We start from the raw sequence: 20,614 nt of genomic DNA, 5'->3' as shown, positions 1-20,614 counted from the left end.
ATGGCTCACCCACTTCATCATGCTGAAAGCTCTGCCCGGAAATTCGGCGGGGTGCCGTCTGACTATCAGTCTGTGCACGATTGGTTTGACGCATCGAAAGAGCACCTCGCGCTCTTCACGCACCGAGCCATGCGCCATCATGCCCTTGGCCTGTTTGAGGCCGAACGTGTCTTCGGCCTGGCCCTGACCAATAGCACTGGTCGAGAAATCCCCGTGCGCTGGATCGGCGAGCAGCATATCCGTGAAGACTGCCAGGGCCGCATTCCGAGCATGGCGGACTGGCTGCGACGGATCCAGCCTGAGCCATGGATGGCCAATGGCCATATCGACCGGCATTCTGGCGATGAGCCCTGCGGCGACCCAAGAGTTGCCTGGGCATCTGAGGTCGCCGCCGGAAGAACGGTTCTTGGCCTGAAGGATTGGATGGCGGCGCGCGCGACGCAAGCCATGCAAAGTGCCTGACAGCTCCCGGCTCTTCGCCAAATGAATGCTGCACGGAAGCCCGGTTGGAAGAGCGGGCTTCTTGCGCCGTTTCCCCACCATTCTTCTTGAGGAGGATCGCATGACACTCGATGAAATCAAGGCCGCCGTCGATGCCGGGCAGACCGTGCATTGGGCCAATACCGGCTATGTTGTGCACAAGGACAGGCTCGGTCAGTACCTCATCACCTATCAGCCGAACGGCAGCTGCATCGGCCTGACCGACCGGGAAGGGCACCGGTTGAACGGAGAAGAAACGGAGTTCTTCATCGCGCGATCGAAGGACAGCGCGGAAAATCCGGGCAGCAAATCAAGACCAGACGGGCAGGGGAGGGGCGTAGCACCCGGAGGCGCGGGGGCACTCCCACTCGGACGGCAGCTCTGACCCGCGATCGGGGCTGAAAGGAAAGCGAGCTTTCTGGTTTGTGATCCCTCAAGGGGTCGAGAAAGCAATCCCGGATGCGTTGGCAAGAACGTCAGGCACCGGCCAATCCAAAAGGAACCATCCCATGTTCGCAGGAACCCTCACTCGCAATGTCGAGATCGCAGCCGCTCAGTACACCGGCATGATCCACGGGGCACGCTTTGACATCGCCATCCGGTTGGAGGCGCGGGCCAAGATGTCCGAACGCAGCCCGGATTTTGACGTGACGGCAGTCAACAAATCAGGCCGCAAGGTGCGTATCGGCACGGCCTGGAACGAGACCGGCAATACCAGCGGCAACCCCTACATCTCGATGCAGCTTGATGTCGGCCTCGGCCCGTTCCGGGTCAACGCGGTGCAAACGAAAGAGGCGCGCGCGGCCCAAAGCGGCGAATTCGAGATCATCCCGCTGGTCTCGAACGGCCTGATGAAATCCGGCTCGATCTCGGGCGAGCTCACCGCCATGGACGCTGACAACGCCTTCACCGGCTACATCGCCAACATGATGTTCGATCTGGAGTTCATGCTGATCGAGAACAGCTATAAATCCGAGGAGACCCACCCCGATTACCGGATCGAGGTCAGCTCGCCCCGGGGCACACCGATCCGCGTCGGCTCGGCGTGGATGGCGAAAAGCAGCCGCACGGGCAATGACTACCTGTCGCTGCTGATCAACACGCCCGATGGCGATCTGCGCGTGAACGCCGTGCAGAACGAAGAACAGCGCGGTGGGCAGGCCGAGCCGCGCGAGCGTGGAGAGGACCGTCACGACATATCCGTTTCGATCCTCGCCAACGGACGCATAGAGAAATCGCTCGAACTCGGGTGGGTGCGGGTTGAGGACATTGGGTGTGGCCATCGTCGTTCCATTCCTAGGTTGCAGGAACGCAAATCGCCCCTGTTTCCCACAAGGGTACGCGCAGGTCGGTCCCGGCGCCCTTACACAGGTCAGTGTCGGCGACTGTGCCCGGCGAGTTCGCAAACGGTTCGGCGCCAGAGACTAACCTGTGTCAGCGCAAGGCGAACGATCGTGAGTTACACAAGAAGAAAGCGTTCGACAGGTCGGGCCCGGACTCCAAGGGGCCGTCGACAGTAATGAGCGACGAATCTGCCAACATCGCGGAGACCAGAGATGACCATGCGGTCGATTAGATCGACGGTGACGTTTTCGAACCCGTTCACCTTGCCGGGATACCCGGGCGATTTGCCTGCGGGTGACTACGAAGTTCTCGTCGAAGAAGAGCTTCTCCAGGGTCTGAGCTTCGAGGCTTTCCGACGGACGGCGACCTACCTGACGGTGCGCGGAAGGGGCCGTCATGCGGGACGCTCCGAGTTACGCGCAATTTCTGACAGTGATCTGAAAGAGGCGCTGAGTCGGGATCAGGCAGCGACCGAGACGATCAATCACAGCGATGCGGCGCTTTCTCCGCAGGAGGATGGAACATGACATTTCCCGAATGGACGAAACCCGGTGTTTACGGCGCGTTGGTTGGCGCAGTTGCTGTCTCTGTTCTTGGCTTCACCTGGGGCGGCTGGACAACTTCAGGCGGTGCCCTTGAGATGGCTGATAACCTTGCCGCAGAGCAAGTCACCTTGGCCATGGTGCCGGTCTGTCTAGGCCTTTCAGAAGCGGATGCGGAACGCGTCGAAATACTGGCAACGCTTCGAGAATCTTCCGGCTTTCAGCAGCGCGATGCAATGATGGAAACCGGCTGGGCCACATTGCCGGGCACTGACACCCCGAGCCGGGATCTGGCAGACGCATGTCTTGCGGAGCTCGCTTTAGATGGATCGTAAAACAGGATTAAAGAAACCCCGAGTTCCGCAATCTATCGCAGCTGATGTTCCGGCAGACAGACCAACCGTCATGGCCCTATTCTTAGGTTCAGTTATGGCAATCATGTTGCTTGCACTCCCTGCATTTGCCCAATCCTCACTTCAGCCAATGCCCGAGAATGCCAGTGCAAAAAGTTACGGTGATGGATGGGAATGCAACATTGGATTTCGTCTGAACGAGAATGCCTGCGTCGCTGTGGTCGTGCCGCAAAACGCATATGACACGAACCGGTCCTACGGGTCCGGATGGGAATGTCTGCATGGGTTTCGCAGAACCGATGAAGCTGCATGCGTTGCGGTAGAGGTGCCCGAAGGTGGGTTCTTGGACCCCTCAGGCGAACCTTGGCGGTGTTTGCGTGGCTACATCGAGGTCGATGACACATGTCAGGAAATCGTGCTGCCAGCAAATGCGTACTTGGCAGATACCTCATATGGCTCCACCTGGACGTGCGAACGCGGGTTCGAAGCAACGGGCGACCAGTGTACTGCTATCGCGGTTCCGGCCAACGCCTATCTGAACGGATCAGGATACGGTCTGCCCTGGACATGTGAGCGCGGCTTCTTTGAACGGGCTGGTCTGTGCGAAGCCGTCGCGATCCCCGCAAATGCATACTTCGATGACGCAAGCTACGGCTCAGGGTGGAAGTGTGATCGGGGATACGCCGCCTCAGCCGCGACATGCGAATTCATAAACGTTCCCGAAAATGCGCATCTGGTCAGGTCGGGAAACCGCTGGGAATGCAACAAGAATTTCCAAAAATCAAAGGGGCTGTGCGTCATTAACAACTAGGCGCAAGCCACGGCGCCATTCCCATTCAAAATGCACATGTGAGGGCAATTCTGCCCTCCGTGCCAACCTGTGAAAGAGAACTACAATGGAAACTAAATCTGAAACTGTCGATACCATCCGCCGCCCTATCAGGGGACCGCAAGCACCTCCAATGAAACAGATCAAATCCGTAGGCTTGACGTCAGGCAGGCAGATCACGTCCTCACCAACGGCGGTCGTCTATTGCGAAGGGAATTTCGCGCAAGTCGATGGCAAGACGGCAAATGGCCTTGTGCGCCATTCGCAAGCGTATCGTATCCTTTCTGTAATCGACAGCACCTGTAGCGGCCAAAACAGCGGGACCGTTCTGGATGCTGTCAGCAACAGCATACCTATCTTTGGTCATCTGGACGCCGCAGTTGCCCATGAAACCGCCCTTCCCGATACTCTGATCTATGGGATGGCCCCTTCAACAGGGCGTCTCTCGACTGCGGACCGAGGCGTTGTTCTCCAAGCGATTGAGCTTGGCATGAACATCGTGAGCGGGCTGCATGAATATCTGTGCGATGACACAGAAATAGCCAACGCGGCGTCAGTTCGCAATGTCACGATCCGCGACATCCGCAAGCCGAAACCCAGCAAGGACATGCGCCTGTTTGATGGCAGTGTCGCCGCTGTTAAAGCGCTGCGGATTGCCGTTCTGGGAACCGATTGCGCCATTGGAAAGCGGACAACGGCGACCGTATTGGCTCAGGCCCTGAATGCCAGCGGCATCAAGACGGTCCTTGTCGGCACGGGCCAAACCGGCCTGATGCAGGGCGCGAAATACGGTATCGCAATGGATGCCGTACCGCCCCAGTTTTGCTGTGGCGAGCTTGAAGGCGCGATTGTTGCGGCTTCTGAAGTGGAACAGCCCAATGTGGTTTTGATCGAAGGTCAGGGTGCTTTGAGCCATCCCGCGTTTTGCACATCTGCCTTTATCCTTCGGGGGAGCCAGCCGGATGCTGTCATCCTTCAGCACGCGCCGAAACGTGCCCATCGCAGCGACTTTCCCAATATGCAGATGCCTTCTGCGGCAAGTGAGATTGCCTTGATCGAGGCCTTTGCAGATACAAAGGTCATCGGTGTCACGCTCAATCACGAGGGGATGTGTGAGGCCGAAATCACCGACACCATCGCGGCGCAATCACACAAACTCGGGCTGCCCGTCACCGATGCGCTTGCGAGGCCCGCTGCACAACTGCTTGCGATGGTAATCGCCGCGTACCCTGGATTGACACAAGGGCCGTCTATGGCCGCAGTATGAGCTGCCCGCGCATCGAAGTGGATTTGGGCAAGATACGGCGCAACACGCAGACACTTGTCGGGCGCCTGAGCCCGCGTGGGATCGGCGTCACGGGCGTGACCAAGGCTGTCTGCGGGCATCCTGCAATCGCTCAGGCCATGCTCGATGGTGGTGCCGTGGGGCTTGCAGATGCACGTATCAGCAATGTGCAAAGGCTGCGTGCGGCAGGCATGACTGGCCCCATCACTCTGATCCGTACACCGATGTTAAGCCAGGCCGATCACGTCGTTCAGTCATGTGAAGCGAGCTATAACACCGAGAAGTTGGTTATTACGGCCTTGGCTGCTGCCGCGATCCGCAATGGGTCCGACCACGGTATCATTCTTATGGTCGAGATGGGGGATCAACGGGACGGGATTTTGCCCGAAAACCTGGAAGATATCGCGCTGCACGTCATGCAAATGCCTGGGGTTGCGTTGAAAGGGATAGGCGCGAACTTTGCCTGTTTGAGCGGGCTTAGCCCGACTGCTTTGCAAATGGCGGCTCTTTGCGACCTCGCGAATGAGATCGAGGGGGTATGCGGCCCGTTCCTCAAGATCGTGTCTGGTGGCAACTCAACCAATTTACCGTGGGCGCTTGGCGAACACGCGACGGGTCGCGTCAACGACCTCCGTCTGGGTGAGGCGATCCTTCTGGGAGTTGAGCCGGTGTCTGGAGACCAGATCGGCGGAATGCACACGGACGCCTTCACGCTTGTTGCCGAAGTTATCGAAACGGGTGCAAAACCTTCGCCTTTCCCTATCGCCCTCATCGATCCACCTAGGGAACGACTTCGCATTGTGACACCCAGTGGTGCCTCTGCACGCATGATCCTCGCGATGGGGCATCAGGACACCGACATTCTGGGGCTTTCAATGCCTGCTGGAAGCACATTGATCGGTGCAACCAGCGATCATCTTGTCATTGGAACGCTCGGCATCCCGCCAACGCCGGGATCCGAGGTAAGATTCCAGATGAATTATAATGCGTTAATGCATGCCATGGCCGCGCCTGACATCGAAGTAGAGCTCATGGGTTATCCACCCACACGCCCATCACGGCGCACCCAGAGCAAGGTCGACCACTTGGCGCTGGTTTGAAAGACCTCGCTTGATTTTGCCGCCTGCAAAACAAAGGAAACTGAAAATTGACTAAACTTACAAAAAGCAATCTGTTTAAAGTGTATGACTCCAAACCGGAAACCGCGATGGATAAGACGACGCGTGTCGTCAGGCAAATGGTCGACGAAGAAACGGAACAACGTGACGCCAAGAATTCCCGACTGCGTACCGCCCGTCTTGAAAGAGAAGCAAACACGCCACCTGTAACCAAGACTTCAGCAGCGTCTAAATCACGTCGCTCGAAAGCCGCTTCGACCCGGTAGTTGAATTTCGGCGGGCATGTTTGCGTGATGTGCTCCGCCGGGCAATGGTCACTTCAATCGGGCGGAAATCGGCCAGGGCTGCTCCCAGAACTTCCCAACACTCCCTGCCGATCACAAGGAACCATCCATGACAAACGCAGAGCGATCCCCAGAAAAAATCCACTATATCTGCCAGACTTATGTTGAAATGAAAGCTGGGCGCAACGGGCAGACAGGCCTGAAGATTGCCAAGCAGTTTGAATATTCCACAGCGTCGGAAGCACAAAACAGAGCCGAACGAGAGGCTCTATCCGAGGAGTGCGCGGGTGCCGACGCTTACATGGTCATCGAGGATCCAGCCAGTGGAGAAGTCGGCGAACCGAGCTTCCTCGTAAGGCTTGGGAAGGTTCCAGAACTTGACGATTTCTAGAATCCTGAAAATGGCCGCAATCTACCGGGACTTCCGGCTCTCCGACGGGGCGTGCATCCTTGGACGGTGATCGTGACATGACAAGGCGCGGCAGTGTGTCCGACATGCGGGTCAGCATAGGGTGTCGTCTGCGATACAGCTTCCCCCAGCCGACGCCTTTGCTCGCGCTGCTGAACGTCCACTATTCGCGCTTTGGCGATCTGGAGCGCGCCGATTACCTCGTCACGTCGCCGAGCGTGCCGCTCGAAAGCTACCGGGACGGATTCGGCAACTGGTGTACGCGCTTGTTGGCTCCGGAGGGCGACTTCTGCCTGTCGACGGATGGCATCTTCCGCGACACGGGCCGGCCCGATCCCGTCTTTCCCGCCGCGCAACAGCACGCGGTTCAGGATCTGCCATCCGATACGCTCGTGTTCCTGCAGGGGAGCCGGTATTGCGATACCGATCTTCTCTCGGAGGAAGCCTGGCGACTTTTCGAGACCACGGAACCCGGTTGGTTCCGCGTCCAGGCGATCTGCGATTTCGTGCACGGACATGTCCGCTTCGACTACATGCAGGCGAAAGCGACGCGCACCGCATCGCAGGCAATGGCCGAGCAACAGGGCGTCTGCCGCGACTTTGCCCATCTCGCCATGGCTTTGTGTCGCTGCATGAACATTCCGGCACGCTACTGCACCGGATATCTGAGCGACATCGGTGAACCTCTCCCGCATCCGCCGGGGGACTTCGCCGCGTGGATGGAGGTGTTCCTTTCTGGAGAATGGCACATGTTCGACCCGCGCAACAACAAACCGAGGTTTGCGAGAATTCTGATCGCGCGCGGCCGCGATGCCGCCGATGTCCCTTTGACCCAGACATTCGGTGAAAATACGTTAACGGAATTCAAGGTCTGGACGGATGAATTGGCCTGATTGATCTTGGCCTCCTTTTCGATACACCATCGTAAATCACATCGCCAATCCCCATATGTAAAGTACCGATGTCAAACATCCCGGTCCATCATGGATGAGGAGTTGGCTCCGGCCAATCAAAGGATTGATGACATGTCCTTCAAGGACCTGACCGCCAGGGCTGCGGCCGCATTGAAGCTGAAGCCTGCAAAGACCCCTTCCGAAGAGAACGAGACCAAGCCCGCCGGCAAGGAAGCGCCAGCGAAACAAGAGACATCTTGAGGCCTGCGCAGGCTGCGCGCCCCATTCTCAAGGAGCGCGCGAACAACAGAAACAGTAAGGGAGAGGATTACGCCGATGGAAGATCTGACGAGCAGGACCGTTGCGGTTTTCGTCCGACCGTTCACAGTTCCAGGCTTTGCCGAGACGCTCCCGGCTGGAGAGTACGAGATCGAAACGGAGTTGGTTTTGCCACCGGATCAACAGGATCCCGAGGCGTGGAAGGCCTCCGTCCTTGTAAAGCTTCACCCCCGAACATCGCATCCTGGACTTGCGCGGACACTGACCGTTTCCCTTGCCGACCTGGACCACGCACGTGCGAGGGACAAGCTGACGGGTAAGGCGTTGTCCGATTTTTTCGTCGAGGAAATGCTGGCGGATCCGATGGTGCGCCTCGTGATGGAGGCCGATGGCGTCTCCGAAGCACATCTGCGGCATCTTTATTCAGGCCGCGGGACGCCCGATCCCGATCTGAATGTGCCGGCGTCGACGACGACCACCCAAAGGAACCGGGACGATGTGTCAATCCGGGCCGCCGAAAACGAAGGCATGCCTTCAATATCGGAAACACTGTCGCGATCGCTAGGCCGCCAAGTGGCGGGACGGACTTGATGTCGGACGAGGCCATGGCCGAAGGCGAACGGCTATACATTCCGACCGTTCGGGCCCGGCGCGACGTTCCGCAGGAACGCCAATGCCTGCGGTGCGAAACCCATTTCTGGAGCGAAGGGTTCGGAGAGCGGATCTGTCGGCGCTGCAAGGGATTGAACGCCTGGCGAAACGCCGTGCCCGATAGCTCCGGGTCATCGCGCCGCCGCTGATCCGCATCGACTTGCGTGCCGTCTTGCTCGAACCACACTGGACCTCAAATTTTGGCCTGCCTCGACGTCCTTCACACGACAACCTACCGATACCGTCAGGCGGTCGCTCTCGGGCCGCACAGGTTGATGTTGCGTCCGCGCGAAACGCGGGAATTGCGTCTTTTCTCCCACGAGATCTCCATTGCCCCGACGGCGACCGTAACCTGGGTGCATGATGTGGCCGGCAACGCGATCGGCACCGCCATCTTTGACGGTCCGACAGATCATCTGGTGATCGAAAGCCGAGCCACCGTGGAACTGACCGCGCCAGCCTGGCCGGTCTTTGCCATCGCTGCCTCGGCCGCCCAGTACCCCTTTGTCTACGCCGCCGACGAATGGACGGACCTGGGTGCGTTGACGGTGCCGCAATACGATGACGTCGATGGCCGCCTTGCCAGATGGATCGAGGGCTTTGTCATGGCACGCCCGACCGACACGCTGTCTCTGCTGAAGGACATCAGCAATGGCGTGTTCACGCAGATTTCCTACCAGAGCCGCGACGACGAAGGCACCCAGTCGCCGATCGAGACACTCGACAGGGGATGGAGCTCGTGCCGCGATTTCGCTGTCCTGCTTGCAGAGGCAGTCCGCCGTCTTGGCCTGGGGGCCCGCATTGTCTCCGGCTATCTGTCCGATCCCGAAATAGGCCTCGTCGGGTCGACGGGTTCAGGAACTACACATGCCTGGGTCGAAATGTTTATCCCCGGTGCTGGTTGGATTGCCTTCGATCCAACGAATCGAAGCGTCGGGTCCGGAAACTTGATTCCGGTCGCAGTCGGTCGCGACATCCACCAGGTCGTACCTGTCTCGGGGAGTTTTTCGGGAGGTTCCGACGCCCTTGTTGACCTTTCAGTTCAGGTCTTGGTTCGCAGCAGAACAAGGCAAAACACTTTGCCCATGGAGGAAGGGACACGTTGGTCCGCTGGATCAACTGCTTAACGGCTGGAGGTGTGCAGTGTGTGTGCAACGCAAATTGAAGGTCGGCAAACCGCGCCAGACTGGCCACGTGCTCAGACGCACCGAATTCACACTTAGTCCTGCATCTCGCCCGTTCCTGGATGACGCAGCGAAGTTCCGCTTTTGACCTCTACAACTGAAACTCAGATTTTTCCCAGTCTTCCTTTGGAACGCAGTTCCAACTTGCCTTGCGGCCTCCCCAGCTCGGCTTCGCGTGTCGCAGGGGAGAACGGCCCTTCGTTCCGTCGCGCATTCGGCCATTCGGCCTCACCGCGGCGTCGCACCCGGCATCCCGGTTTGCCCGCCTCGCGAGCACGTTCCTCCCCGGCCGCTCCGCCGGATTGCGCTCTGGTCTGTTTTGGCCTGAGGCCAAAACGATCCCGCCACTTCATCCGTCTCCCGCGTCCGGTCGGCCCGTTTGCCTGCTCGGGTCGGGCAAACCTACCGTCAAAACACACACACATGAATGCGGAAGCATATCCTCCGGATGGCCCCCAAATCAGCCCGCGTCAAGGATCGCAAAACTTTTCGGCGAGGGCAGGGTTTGTGGCAAGGGGCGGTCCCGTGCGTGAGGGCGCGCATGTGTCAGTTGCTGCACGAGGAAAACTTTTGCGCCCGGCAAGCCGGCGGCTGCGCCGTCCCTGACCCGGGCAGATTCGGAAACCAGGCATTCGGCCATGCCCCCACACTCACGTGGTGGCCTAGGAACCGAACACTGGAGACCAGACATGGCTTACGACACCGCAAACACCTACGAGACGATCGAACTTTTCGGGCTGACCGAGAAGGACGCGCAGCTGCCGATCCCGGAAGATCACATCCTGACCGACCACATCATCCGCGAGAGCTTCGAGGCTTTGCTCGGCCAGCTGCGCGGGACCGGGCTTGAAGCAGAAATCGAACCGCTGGCCCATGGGCTCGCGATGATCCTGCAGCGGCGCAAGGTGGCGCTTGGCAAGGAGGTCGACCGCACCGCCGACAAGATCGGCGCGCTGGCAAAATCCCACGACGGATCGGAGATCGCCGAGACCGCGCTCGAAGAGGCGCAGGCGCGCTTTCTGCAGCTGCGCGAGATTGTCGGCGCCATCGAGGTGATGAGCGAGGCGGCGGCGGAATGCTACGAGATCGAGACCGGTCACGCCTTCATCCCGGCAGCCGGCTCGCGCGCAAGCGTCCGGGCGCAAGAGACCGGGGCGGTCTTCGAGGCGCGGCAGCTTCTGGAGCAGCACGACCGCGAGACTGCCGAGAAGTCGAAAGTCGAGGGGGTTCCCTTGATCGTCTCAGGCGCCACCGACTGGACCGATGTCGATGTGATCTTCAACACGCTCGACAAGGTTCGCGAACGGATCAAGCAGAACCGCAACCAGGAGATCTTCCTCTGCCACAAGGGTGGCAAGCACGGGGCGGAGATGATTGCGGCTCGGTGGGCCCGGGCACGCGGGATAGCACAGGCGCGCTTTGATCCGCGCTGGTCCGCGCATGGGCGAGCGGCGCCGTTCAAGTGCAACGACGAAATGCTGGACGACAAGTTCGCGGCGACGGGGGTTGTACTCTTCGGCGGCAACGGGGTCGCGCTGAACCTCGGGCAGAAGGCGGAAGCGAAAGGCCTGACGGTCATGCGGGTTGCGGACCCGGCGAAGACGGCATCACAGGACTGAAGAGAGAGGGTCGCCTTCGGGCGGCCCTTTCGTCATGTCTCATGGCGCGTGCGGTCGGTTACGCAAGATCGGCCCCTCGCGGGGACCTAGCCTCTGCGTTTCTTGGTGCCCGGTTTCGGCGTGTCGTTCATGTGCCCCCCACATCGGTTGAGCCAGATTTCTATCTTGCCTAGCAATTTTATGTTTTGATAGGTATATGCGTGCCAAGCAAAACTTGGAAATGATTGGCATGACACCTCTCAGCAGCATCGCGATGAGCGCTTATACCGATCTGGTGCGTCTCTTGAAGGATGATGCCTTGTCCAGTGTCGAAGGCAAGCCCACGCTCAAGGAGCGCGGCGACAAGGCCTATTGGTACGCCACGCGACGCGTCGGAACCGAGATGCAGTTCACCTATATCGGCGAAGACAGCGACGAGACACGCGCGCGCATCGACCGGGTTGAGGAGCTGCGCGCGACTGCCAAGGACCGGCAGGCAGAACGGTCGCGGCTCGTTCGACTTCTGCGCGCCGAAGGCATGACTCCCACCGACCGGGCGACCGGCTCCATCCTGTCGGCCATGGCCGCAGCGGGGACATTCCGGTTGGGTGGCACCATCGTCGGGACGAACGCGTTCCGGCTCTATGAGGGCGAGCTTGGAGTTCGTTTGCCCTTGGGGGGCATGGCCAATACCGGTGACATCGACATCGCGCAGTTCGAAAAGCTCAGCGTTGCGTTGCAGGATCAGGTCGACCCGGGTCTCGCCGAGACGTTCTCGGCGCTCAAGTTTGATCCCTTGCCGGCTCTTGACCAAGGCCGGACCTGGCGATGGGCCCAGGGTGGCAGTGGCCAGCTAGTCGAGTTCCTGACACCGGCCTTCGGAGACGAGACCATTCGAGAGCTGCCCGCCTTGGGCGTGAACGCCCAAGCGTTGAATTATCTCAACTTCCTGATTGCCGAGCCGATCCATGCGGCGGCGATCTATCGATCCGGCGTTCTGGTCCAGGTGCCGCGACCGGAACGTTATGCGATCCACAAGCTGATCATTGCCGACCGGCGCCGTGACGGGGCGGGGAGCCTCAAATCTGCAAAAGACCGCGAGCAGGCCGCGTTCCTGATCGAGGCGATGGCCGAGGACCGTCCCGACGATCTGTCCCGCGCCTATGCCGCTGCGCTGGAGGTTGGTCCGCGCTGGCGCGATCACATCGGCAACTCGCTGAAGCGGATGCCAGAGACGAAACTAATCCTCGACGGGTTGGGAGTGTGATTGCCGCAACGGGGTGGCGCTGAACCTCGGGCAGAAGGCGGAAGCGAAAGGCCTGACGGTCATGCGGGTTGCTGACCCGGCGAAGACGGCGTCGCAGGATTGAAGAGAGGGGGTCGCGCTTGGCGCGGCCCTTTCGTCATGTCTCATGGTGCGTGCAATCGGTCACGCGTGATCGGCAGTCCGCGGCGTCCAGTACCGTTATCCCTCTACCCGGTCCGTCAGTGTTCGGTCCATCCGCATTGGTGCGGGCTGGGGATGGTGCGCACCTCACGCACATCGTCAGCGGGGCGAGCCCAAGAAAGAGGGGCGAGCGTTCAGCCACCGGCAAAGACCGCGGCAACGATGGTGGGGGCGGCGGCAACACCAGCGATGCCCACGAGGACCCAGAGCGCCTGGCGCAGATCGATGATGTTGAAGAACCAGCTGAGAAAGACCCCGAGAACGGCAAGCGTCGCGATGACAACGCCAAGTGGGCCGGTCAGCGCATCGACGATGCCCTGTAACAGGCTCTGGATCGGGGAGAGATCAATGCTCTGGGCGAGGGCGGGTTCGGCAATCAGCAGGAATAGCGCCAGCGAGGCGACAAAGAGGTTTGAAATCTGTTTCATGAATTTGATCCTTCCAATCGGGCCACGACGGCCATGACGCGGGCCACGTGGTTCTGGGTTTCTCGGTAAGGGGGAATGCCACCGTGTTGGCGCACGGCGTCCGGCCCCGCGTTGTAGGCCGCCAGCGCCAGATGCGGATCGCCGAACGTCTCCAGCATCATCGCGAGGTAGCGGGCGGAGCCGTCGAGGTTCTGCAGCGGATCACGCGGGTCGACGCCCAGATCACGCGCCGTCGCTGGCATCAATTGACCAAGGCCAATGGCACCTGCACTTGAAATCGCATCCTGCCGGTAGGCGCTCTCAACCTCGATATTTGCCCGATAGAGAGCCAGCCAATCCGTCACGGAAAGCCTCGCGCGACGCAGGCCAGGATGGCCGGCATAGCGCAAGGCCGTGGTCTGAATCCCGGAGAGGACATCGGCGCGGGGCAGGGGAGTCGGGCGGGCAAGGGCCGCGACTTGGACGCCCTCTTGCTCGGCCTCTACCTCGCCGAAGATCGCGATCCCATCGGAGGCCGAACCCTGACCAATCCCGTCATTGTAGTTTCGAGCAAAGCTGCTTTGGGAGCGTGACGGGATCAGGGAGCCGTCGCTCTCCATGACCAGGACCATTTGAGCTGAGGCAGGTGCTGCGACCAGCCAGAGGCAGACGAGGTTAGCTGCCAGCGCCCTTGTCTGATGGGGCTTTGTCTGACGGCGCAAGTTTGTTGGTACGGCTTGTCCCCGCCTCAAGCGGCAGGTCGACATGCGCAAAGCCAAGGCCAATGAAGAAAGACACCACGCCGGAGATCGTCTTGAACTCGCGGATCTTGATATCGTTGTAGGTCGTCCGCGTGCGGGCGGTGACGAGGAGCTTTTCCACCCCGTCATCAGAGACAACGCGCATGATCCAGACCCCGTAATAGCTAGGGCCTTTCTTATGTGCCGACTCCTGGCACAGGATTTCTGCGCTATGGCCGCTTTCCACGAGCTCGCGGAACCTGGCTTCCGTAACCACATTTGGTGCTTCGATGTCCCAGTTCATGGCCCGGCTCACGCTTTCTCCAATGGCGCAACCTCGGGGATTCCTACTTGAACCCCAGAGTTACGATAGTATACTATCAACCGCAAGATGTAATATCGTGCTTTAGCTGTAGTTTGGTTACGCAAACACTAGTCACGGCCAATGTCCACGATCAAGGAGATAACAGGTTTGAGAAACCCAAGGTTGACATGCCTGCTCCCATTGCAAGCTATGGCCCTTCTGATCTGCGTTCCCGGGCAGGTTTTGGCGGAATCCTGCTTCGCCCCGGCCCGTCCTTTCGTGCCAAGCGATTCGCAGGCCGCGCGGGACTATGCAGACATCATCCGTGGCGATTTCGAAGACTACATCCAGGATATCCAGAGCTACTTCCGTTGCCTCGACAGCGAACGCGCCCGCGCCTTCGAGGAAGCGCGCGAAGTCAGCGAGGACTATGGCCGGTTCCTGCAATTGGTAGGGGATTGATGGGCAACCTCGGGACCATCAGACTTGCAGCCCATGGAAACCAGACGCCGATAATACCCTCACATATCTACTTTTTAGATAACAGATTTCATCCGCTAGCGACGTCACAAAAGGTATGTGACGCGTGGCAAAAACAATCAGAAGCACGGGACAGGTGGCACTCTGCCAGGCATTGGTCGGCGCCCGCATCAAGGCGGGCCTCGGTCAGGAGGACTTGGCGGTCAAGCTCAAGTGCCATCAATCACTTGTGGCGCGCATTGAAAGCGGCCAGCGCCGGGTCGACGTCGTCGAGTTGGTCGTCCTTGCGCGCGCCATCGGCTTTGACCCCTTCGAGGTTTTGGCGATCGTCGAAGCCGCCACGGAGCCCGACCATAGGATTTGAACTATTTAATTGATTTAGAAAACGGAAGCTGAATTCACCCAGTGTGAAGGCCTTTACCGCAATGAAGAACAGTAACCGATATTAACGAGGCTCGGCATGCGGTTGCACCAAACGATTTGAGATCCAGGCTGCTTGCTATCCGGAACGCCAAATTGCAGGAAATTAGTTAACAGTGAATGAAGATAAGGTCGAAGGCGTCGCGATCGCCAATTTGATCGGGACGGATGAGCATAGTGTTGTCGGATGGATCTATCGCTGGAATACCGGCGCGCTGGCGGTGATGTGGGGTGTCAATGGCCCCCAACGGGTTGCACGATGTCAACCTGACCTCAGTGACGTTGAGAAGAGTGAAATCGACTTCGATAGCTTGACCCGTATCGAGGTGAAGGGCAGCGGACAAGATTGGCCTTGGCGGTCTGCGAAGTGAACGAATGAAGCGACTGTGAGCGACCCGGGCGTATCCGTCCCATCGGTCTTGTGGCGCAAACTTGGAGCTCTGTGTCTGATTTAGGTGGTGTTGATCGGTCTCGTATGCGGGCGCCGCTGCATTACAGTTCGCGGCTGGGCCTCAGTAATTTACCTGCTCGAACCCATAGTTACCCGCATAGTCGCGCCAATCCACGAATACCGAACGATTATAAAGGCTTGGGCAATTCGATCCCCATCCTTCGAGCCCGATATGAGCGGCGGGTAGAGCCGTTGGTGCAGATACTGCCCATGAAAAATCGCCCTGCGTGCCGTATGTGCCGAGGTAGACCAGCGCATAGCGTCTGCACTCAACTTTATCCCCAGCTTCTCGCTGTGAGGCGAAGCGAACATCAAAAACCCGAATGGACCGCACGAAATTGAACTCCGGGCCACTGATGTCGATGTCTGCACGATTTTGGACAAGGCGCAGGACAAAATCCTCTGGGACGAGTTCGTCAGAGGTTTCGTCAAAGCTCCAAGCGGCTGGTTCTGTTATTGCGCCCTTGACGCGATGGTTCGCGGGAAAGGACTTGCGCGGGCGAATATTATTTGTTTGGAACAAGGCGTCGAACATCCGGTCTGTTCCGCTCGGCTGACGTTCGATCTCGTAGGACGCACCCATCGGACAGCGCCAAATCTGCAGCGGTGGTTCTACCGGTCAGGGCGTGATCCGCCGGATGAATTCGGCGCGAGCTTGAGAACAAGGGACAGATGCTGGCCAACCGCCAGACAAACACAGAAGAATCGCGCAGTCGATCGGATAGGTCTGAGCTTTTGTTTTTGAAGGCAGCGAAATATTCGCAAAAGCGAGCGCGGCCACAAAGAGAAGGACATGTTTCTTGACCGGAAAATGCATGGTAGGGGATCTCCTTAAAATACGGCGAATATAAATACGAAGATATACTATCGCAACTCTTAGTATATTAAATATCATCTTATAATGTAACATAAGAAGTCTTATCGGCCTAACGTTTCAGCGAGTAATTCCCCGCTTGGACCCAAGCCGACTCGACAAACAACCTGATAAGAAACGCTAGAAAACGAGATCGCCCGGTCGACGGGCTTGGAGTGAATGTGACCAGTGACCAAGCGCAAAGAAGACGGTGAGGCCGTTGCTCGCCTGTACGGAGACGACCGGTATCAAGTCATTGGATGGGTCTATTTGTGGAATACGTCGGAACTGTCGATCCTCTGGATTGGCGGAAACCGCACTACGAAACTTGTCGACCCGCCCTTGAGCCGGGGCATTCTGGCGAAAGCCAAAGTCGTGACACCCGATGCGGTGATTGATCTCTTGGACGCTCTGACAGCTATCGGTCGGGATGGTGCTCGATGAAAGGACTTGAATAAGAAATTGCAGACGCCAAGCGAAATCGAGTGACAATAATATACTATTGTGGAATATAGGGATCACATGAGAAGCACTCTGGACCCCATTTCATGCCGAAGTTCTTTCCCTATCTAGCTGCAATATTCATCGCTGCGTTCGTGTCCCTGTTCGGAACAGCAAATCGGACCCAGGCACAAAGCTACCCGATCGATTGCGCCATTCTGTTGTGCCTCTCGGGGGGCTGGCCGGCTTCCGTGCCCTGCGCGCGGGCACGTGTCGAATTCATCCGTCGGATCACGCCCTGGCCCGTCGAGCCGCCGCTGCAGATCTGGCGGTGCCCCATTGGCGTCTCCTATCGTAAAGACGGTCGTAGCGTTGCGGAAGGACGCATCTACGACGCTCTGCTCAATAGCGGACAAGGCTGCGCCCCTCTGCAAGAACGAGGCGGAACATGCGCACCGCGTCAGAATCTGCATGAACTGGCAATCCGACAGAGTCGACGGCAATGGCGTAAATATCTGAAAGTAATTGTTCTTTGGAAACCTTCCGGCCAACAACATCCCAGGCATCGGCGACGAAAGCCTCGCGGCTCATGGCCGAGATCATGTGTGGCGATGGGTACTTCTCCATGAATGCGAGAAACCAGTCGGTGCGGGAACTGCGATGAAAGCGTTCCGCCTCGGGAAAATACAGCGGCAGGTAGTGGGTCAGGATACGGTGCCAGAGCTCGGTCTTCGACCGCGAGACGATCTCGTGGGTCTTCGACAGCTCCTGGATATCGGCGGTCCCGGTGACCAACGGGTCATGGAAGAACTGCACCGCGCCGATCTCGAGCATGTGCAAGATGACCTGAGCGTCCTTTGGGTCGTTCTTGTCCCAGCTATTGTGCAGCGCCTCCCGCGTCCGGGCGAGGCCGACGGAGGAAACAAGCTTCAGTTCGAACCCGGCTCGGCCAAGATGATGCGCTAAAGGCCGATGATAGTTGCCGGTCGCCTCGAAACCGATCCTCACCGGGAGATCGTAGCTGGCGAGGGCTGCAGACAATCTCCTGAAGTCCTCCAGCGTGTTGGTAATCGTCATGCGACGTCGACGCTTCTTGCCGGGGATGCCGATCAGCACCTCGTGGCGATGCTTGGAAATGTCGATGGCGACCAACAAGGTTGGCGCGATAGAATGGGTGGCGGTCATAGCCGGTCTCCTCAGCAGTGTGGTTCAGCAAAACCACTGTTGAGACCTGAGACCCGGTTATGGCCACCCGCTACGCTACATGAGGGCTGCGCAGGCGGCCATAACCTATCAACAGCCCTTCTTCCCGACGTGCTACGGGACAGAGTTCACCAGTCGCGCGATCCTGAAATGGGCCAACGACAATGGCGTGGACTGGCATTACATCGACCCGGGCAAACCACAGCAGAATGCCTTCATTGAGTCATTCAATGGCAGCCTGCGAGATGAACTCCTGAACGAGGAAATGTTCGACAGCCTGGACGACGCTCGCCGGAAGCTGGCCCTCTGGCGCTACGATTACAACAACGTCAGGCCGCACTCGTCGCTCGGCAACAAATCACCCGCAGAAGCGCGCCGTACGCTTGAGCAATTTGAGGGCTCCGCGCCCGGCGCGCTTGCCCAAACCGAAACCGAAGATTATGAAAACCAGACCAGCATACTCTCGTTATGAATGAGGGAGCTTCAGGGGGCAGGTCATTCGGCCTAAGCACCGAAATCATGTCTGGTCGTACGACTTCGTCCATCGCCGCACCGAAGATGGAAAGGCGTTCCGCACGCTCAACATAATCGACGAGCAAAGCAGAGAGTGTCTGGCCATCCGGGTGGACCGAAAACTGAACTCAGGCAACGTCATCGACGTGCTTAGCGATTTGTTCATCCTGCGCGGCATCCCGCCGTTCCGACAGGCCCAACCTGGCCTGCAGATGCGCAACGGCTTCGCGCTTCACGGCGGGCCTTACCATTAATGGGATGGTCCGCCCCGCATCTCGGCGTCACACTTGGCGCCACAACCAGCAAGGAGGAATGTCTGATGCGCACCAAACCACAACCAAACGCCGCTACCTACGGGATCGACATCGGCAAGAAGGTCTTTCATGTCGTCGCGCTGGATGCCGATGGGCGCCCTGTGCAGAGAGCCAAATTCTCGCGCGAGACGTTGCTGCGGTTTTTCGAAGCCGCGAACACTGCTCTGATTGGCATGGAAGCCTGCGCCGGATCTCAATGGCTGGCGCGCAAGCTCACCGCGCTCGGTCATAATGCCAAGATCATTCCGGCCAAGTTTGTAAAACCTTACGTGAAGTCGAACAAATCAGACACCATCGACGCTGAAGCCATTGCGGAAGCCGTCACCCGCCCAACGATGCGGTTCGTGCAGGTTCGATCAGAGGCCCAAGTTGATCTGCAGGCCCTGCATCGTATCCGGGACCGGTTGATCCGCAACCGGACCGGCCTGATGAACCAGGCGCGTGCTTTTTGCATCGAATATGGCTTGGCAATGCGCACAGGCGCCGGTGGCTTCCATGCAGACATTCGCCGCCATCTGGCCAACGACCAGAACGACCTGACCAGCACCATGCGGAACCTACTCTCCGATCTGCTGGATGATCTCGCGCACATCGAGAAGCGGGTCGCCGAGCTGACGAAAGAAATCGAAGCGATCGCGCACAGTGACGAGACCGTGCGGCGGCTGCTCACGATTCCGGGGATCGGTGCGCTCGGCGCGACCGCGCTCGTCGCTGCTGCAGGCGACGGCCGCCAATTCCGCAAAGCACGTGACATGGCGGCGTGGCTGGGTCTTGTTCCGGCGGAGCACTCCTCCGGAGGCAAGCAGACCCTGCTGGGGATCAGCAAGCGGGGAAACGGGTATGTCAGGCGCCTGATCATCCATGGTGCCCGGTCATGCTTCCTACACCTTGACCGCGAGACCCACGCTTTGGGCAGATGGCTCAGCGCCCTTGAAGAGCGAACACACCGCAACAAGGCCGTCGTAGCATTGGCGAATAAACTCACCAGAATTGCCTAGGCTATCCTGACGCGCCCTGGCGACAACTATCTGCGGACCAAGGGGGCGGCAGCATGATCTGATCGTTTCAACCGCAGATCGATTGCAGGGGACGTGATGACCAAACGGCTGATCGACCACGGGTAAGCCACGTGCAAAAAAACGGGACTTGATCCCGGAGCAAGTAATCTGGAACCCGAGGTGCGGATCTCATCAAGGCCTGGCTGGCAAAACCAGCCCACTGATCAGAGGCCGGATACATTTACGCAAGCCAAAACGTCACCACGCGACTTGCAACCGCGGGGCGGACCATACATTTTTTGAGAGCAGTTCCTTCATTGCTGCCGCATCAAGCATCTGCTCGGTCAAGAGCTTCTTCAGTTTTGCGTTCTCGTCTTCGAGCGCCTTGAGCCGTTTGGCATCGGAAACCGTCATCCCGCCAAACTTTGCCTTCCAGGCATAAAAAGTGCCTTCCGACATCCCGTGCTTGCGGCACAGATCAGCGCACTTCGCGCCGGCCTCATGCTCGGTCAAAATGCCGATGATCTGTTCTTCGGTGTATCTCGTTCGCTTCATGGTCCGTCCCTTCGTTGGGCCGGCCTCTAATTCCAAATGGAGGAAAAATCCCGTGCCAGGTCACCGCTACCCGCTGTCCTGTCGCGATGTCCGTGACATGCTGTCAGAACGCGGAGTGACGGTCGATGCTTCAACCATTCACCGCCGGGTTCGCAAGTTCGGCCCCGAGATTCGCAAACGGGCATTCGGTGCCCACCGTTCGTGGCGCGGCCTACAGTGGCATGTCGACGAAACTTACA

Annotated in this window: 26 protein-coding genes and 8 pseudogenes; 27 read left to right on the top strand and 7 right to left on the bottom strand. The window is 58.8% G+C overall.

The features are described from left to right. From V8359_RS18180 to V8359_RS19355, 18 genes and pseudogenes are all read left to right on the top strand, one after another. Window positions 1-462, top strand: a complete 462-nt coding sequence (locus tag V8359_RS18180; RefSeq protein WP_336430532.1) for a DUF6915 family protein — start codon at window positions 1-3, stop codon at window positions 460-462. Window positions 463-562: 100 nt separating this feature from the next. Next, on the top strand, window positions 563-865 hold the full coding sequence (locus V8359_RS18175; RefSeq protein ID WP_336430531.1) for a hypothetical protein: 303 nt from the start codon (window positions 563-565) through the stop codon (window positions 863-865). Window positions 866-989: 124 nt separating this feature from the next. Next, window positions 990-1,640, top strand: a pseudogene (locus V8359_RS18170) (DUF736 family protein); the annotation flags it as partial. A gap of 396 nt (window positions 1,641-2,036) precedes the next feature. Further along, the gene (locus tag V8359_RS18165; protein ID WP_336430530.1) at window positions 2,037-2,351 is read left to right on the top strand and encodes a hypothetical protein; all 315 of its coding nucleotides are present in this window, start codon (window positions 2,037-2,039) and stop codon (window positions 2,349-2,351) included. Continuing rightward, window positions 2,348-2,701 carry a hypothetical protein gene (locus tag V8359_RS18160; protein ID WP_336430529.1) on the top strand — a complete coding sequence of 118 codons (354 nt, stop codon included), beginning with the start codon at window positions 2,348-2,350 and terminating at the stop codon, window positions 2,699-2,701. The genes V8359_RS18165 and V8359_RS18160 overlap by 4 nt, the downstream gene beginning before the upstream one ends. Then, entirely contained in the window at window positions 2,691-3,530 is an 840-nt protein-coding gene (locus V8359_RS18155; RefSeq protein ID WP_336430528.1) for a hypothetical protein, read from the top strand. Before V8359_RS18160 ends, V8359_RS18155 begins: the two co-directional genes overlap by 11 nt. A 151-nt stretch (window positions 3,531-3,681) precedes the next feature. Beyond that, window positions 3,682-4,815: a DUF1611 domain-containing protein gene (locus tag V8359_RS18150; protein WP_336430527.1), complete on the top strand. Its 1,134-nt coding sequence runs from the start codon at window positions 3,682-3,684 to the stop codon at window positions 4,813-4,815. Then, complete coding sequence (locus V8359_RS18145) at window positions 4,812-5,933, top strand: alanine/ornithine racemase family PLP-dependent enzyme (protein WP_336430526.1); 1,122 nt, start codon at window positions 4,812-4,814, stop codon at window positions 5,931-5,933. Before V8359_RS18150 ends, V8359_RS18145 begins: the two co-directional genes overlap by 4 nt. Window positions 5,934-5,980: 47 nt before the next feature. Then, window positions 5,981-6,217 (top strand): hypothetical protein, encoded by a 237-nt coding sequence (locus tag V8359_RS18140; protein ID WP_336430524.1) that lies wholly within the window; start codon window positions 5,981-5,983, stop codon window positions 6,215-6,217. 127 nt (window positions 6,218-6,344) lie between these two features. After that, window positions 6,345-6,626: a hypothetical protein gene (locus V8359_RS18135; protein WP_336430523.1), complete on the top strand. Its 282-nt coding sequence runs from the start codon at window positions 6,345-6,347 to the stop codon at window positions 6,624-6,626. Between the two features lie 104 nt (window positions 6,627-6,730). After that, window positions 6,731-7,537 (top strand): transglutaminase-like domain-containing protein, encoded by an 807-nt coding sequence (locus V8359_RS18130; RefSeq protein ID WP_336430595.1) that lies wholly within the window; start codon window positions 6,731-6,733, stop codon window positions 7,535-7,537. 132 nt (window positions 7,538-7,669) lie between these two features. Then, the gene (locus tag V8359_RS18125; RefSeq protein WP_267886194.1) at window positions 7,670-7,798 is read left to right on the top strand and encodes a hypothetical protein; all 129 of its coding nucleotides are present in this window, start codon (window positions 7,670-7,672) and stop codon (window positions 7,796-7,798) included. A gap of 75 nt (window positions 7,799-7,873) precedes the next feature. Beyond that, on the top strand, window positions 7,874-8,407 hold the full coding sequence (locus V8359_RS18120; protein ID WP_336430521.1) for a hypothetical protein: 534 nt from the start codon (window positions 7,874-7,876) through the stop codon (window positions 8,405-8,407). Continuing rightward, window positions 8,407-8,616, top strand: a complete 210-nt coding sequence (locus V8359_RS18115) for a hypothetical protein (protein WP_305511614.1) — start codon at window positions 8,407-8,409, stop codon at window positions 8,614-8,616. Before V8359_RS18120 ends, V8359_RS18115 begins: the two co-directional genes overlap by 1 nt. Window positions 8,617-8,631: 15 nt before the next feature. Then, window positions 8,632-9,594, top strand: coding sequence for a transglutaminase family protein (locus tag V8359_RS18110; RefSeq protein ID WP_336430520.1), 963 nt, complete (start codon window positions 8,632-8,634; stop codon window positions 9,592-9,594). A 746-nt stretch (window positions 9,595-10,340) separates the two neighbouring features. Further along, window positions 10,341-11,270: a DUF2493 domain-containing protein gene (locus V8359_RS18105; RefSeq protein WP_336430519.1), complete on the top strand. Its 930-nt coding sequence runs from the start codon at window positions 10,341-10,343 to the stop codon at window positions 11,268-11,270. 229 nt (window positions 11,271-11,499) lie between these two features. Beyond that, window positions 11,500-12,516, top strand: coding sequence for a nucleotidyltransferase family protein (locus tag V8359_RS18100; protein ID WP_336430518.1), 1,017 nt, complete (start codon window positions 11,500-11,502; stop codon window positions 12,514-12,516). Window positions 12,517-12,523: 7 nt separating this feature from the next. After that, window positions 12,524-12,619, top strand: a pseudogene (locus V8359_RS19355) (DUF2493 domain-containing protein); the annotation flags it as partial. Between the two features lie 211 nt (window positions 12,620-12,830). Here the strand turns inward: V8359_RS19355 and V8359_RS18095 are convergent. Genes V8359_RS18095 through V8359_RS18085 form a run of 3 tightly spaced genes read right to left on the bottom strand, consistent with a single transcriptional unit; the run spans window position 12,831 to window position 14,147 of the window. Next, a complete protein-coding gene (locus tag V8359_RS18095) occupies window positions 12,831-13,124 on the bottom strand; it encodes a TrbC/VirB2 family protein (RefSeq protein WP_009503803.1) in 294 nt (97 codons plus the stop codon). Next, window positions 13,121-13,735, bottom strand: coding sequence for a lytic transglycosylase domain-containing protein (locus tag V8359_RS18090; protein ID WP_336430516.1), 615 nt, complete (start codon window positions 13,733-13,735; stop codon window positions 13,121-13,123). The genes V8359_RS18095 and V8359_RS18090 overlap by 4 nt, the downstream gene beginning before the upstream one ends. 43 nt (window positions 13,736-13,778) lie before the next feature. Next, window positions 13,779-14,147, bottom strand: coding sequence for a hypothetical protein (locus V8359_RS18085; RefSeq protein WP_336430515.1), 369 nt, complete (start codon window positions 14,145-14,147; stop codon window positions 13,779-13,781). Window positions 14,148-14,357: 210 nt separating this feature from the next. Between V8359_RS18085 and V8359_RS18080 the strand changes: the two genes are divergently transcribed. The 3 genes from V8359_RS18080 (at window position 14,358) to V8359_RS18070 (ending at window position 15,418) form a co-directional block, all read left to right on the top strand. After that, window positions 14,358-14,609 (top strand): hypothetical protein, encoded by a 252-nt coding sequence (locus V8359_RS18080; protein ID WP_336430594.1) that lies wholly within the window; start codon window positions 14,358-14,360, stop codon window positions 14,607-14,609. Window positions 14,610-14,733: 124 nt separating this feature from the next. Further along, a complete protein-coding gene (locus V8359_RS18075) occupies window positions 14,734-14,991 on the top strand; it encodes a helix-turn-helix domain-containing protein (RefSeq protein WP_336430513.1) in 258 nt (85 codons plus the stop codon). A gap of 172 nt (window positions 14,992-15,163) precedes the next feature. Further along, window positions 15,164-15,418 (top strand): hypothetical protein, encoded by a 255-nt coding sequence (locus tag V8359_RS18070; RefSeq protein ID WP_336430512.1) that lies wholly within the window; start codon window positions 15,164-15,166, stop codon window positions 15,416-15,418. Window positions 15,419-15,559: 141 nt separating this feature from the next. Here V8359_RS18070 and V8359_RS18065 read toward each other — a convergent pair whose 3' ends face one another. Together V8359_RS18065 and V8359_RS18060 are read right to left on the bottom strand one after the other, a co-directional pair. Further along, complete coding sequence (locus V8359_RS18065) at window positions 15,560-16,081, bottom strand: hypothetical protein (protein ID WP_336430511.1); 522 nt, start codon at window positions 16,079-16,081, stop codon at window positions 15,560-15,562. 36 nt (window positions 16,082-16,117) lie between these two features. After that, entirely contained in the window at window positions 16,118-16,315 is a 198-nt protein-coding gene (locus V8359_RS18060) for a hypothetical protein (protein ID WP_336430510.1), read from the bottom strand. Between the two features lie 225 nt (window positions 16,316-16,540). Here V8359_RS18060 and V8359_RS18055 point away from each other — a divergent pair, with 225 nt between their 5' ends. Both V8359_RS18055 and V8359_RS18050 read left to right on the top strand, forming a co-directional pair. After that, window positions 16,541-16,795 carry a hypothetical protein gene (locus tag V8359_RS18055; RefSeq protein ID WP_336430508.1) on the top strand — a complete coding sequence of 85 codons (255 nt, stop codon included), beginning with the start codon at window positions 16,541-16,543 and terminating at the stop codon, window positions 16,793-16,795. A gap of 104 nt (window positions 16,796-16,899) precedes the next feature. Beyond that, a pseudogene (locus V8359_RS18050) lies at window positions 16,900-17,187 on the top strand (hypothetical protein); the annotation flags it as partial. A gap of 16 nt (window positions 17,188-17,203) precedes the next feature. On the opposite strand, the pseudogene V8359_RS18045 reads toward V8359_RS18050, so the two are convergent. Further along, window positions 17,204-17,977 (bottom strand): annotated as a pseudogene (locus V8359_RS18045) (IS110 family transposase); the annotation flags it as partial. 136 nt (window positions 17,978-18,113) lie between these two features. On the opposite strand from V8359_RS18045, the pseudogene V8359_RS18040 reads away from it, so the two are divergent. The 3 genes and pseudogenes from V8359_RS18040 to V8359_RS18030 form a co-directional block, all read left to right on the top strand. Beyond that, window positions 18,114-18,467, top strand: a pseudogene (locus V8359_RS18040) (integrase core domain-containing protein); the annotation flags it as partial. 25 nt (window positions 18,468-18,492) lie between these two features. After that, window positions 18,493-18,690: pseudogene (locus V8359_RS18035) on the top strand (DDE-type integrase/transposase/recombinase); the annotation flags it as partial. A gap of 137 nt (window positions 18,691-18,827) precedes the next feature. Further along, window positions 18,828-19,820, top strand: coding sequence for an IS110 family transposase (locus tag V8359_RS18030; protein WP_336430506.1), 993 nt, complete (start codon window positions 18,828-18,830; stop codon window positions 19,818-19,820). Between the two features lie 291 nt (window positions 19,821-20,111). On the opposite strand, the pseudogene V8359_RS18025 reads toward V8359_RS18030, so the two are convergent. Further along, window positions 20,112-20,375: pseudogene (locus tag V8359_RS18025) on the bottom strand (transposase); the annotation flags it as partial. Window positions 20,376-20,427: 52 nt separating this feature from the next. Here V8359_RS18025 and V8359_RS18020 point away from each other — a divergent pair. Then, window positions 20,428-20,614 (top strand): annotated as a pseudogene (locus tag V8359_RS18020) (IS6 family transposase); the annotation flags it as partial.

It is taken from the genome of Roseovarius sp. E0-M6 (assembly GCF_037083845.1).
Lineage (GTDB): Bacteria > Pseudomonadota > Alphaproteobacteria > Rhodobacterales > Rhodobacteraceae > Roseovarius.
This window is presented reverse-complemented; position numbering and strand designations above follow the sequence as displayed.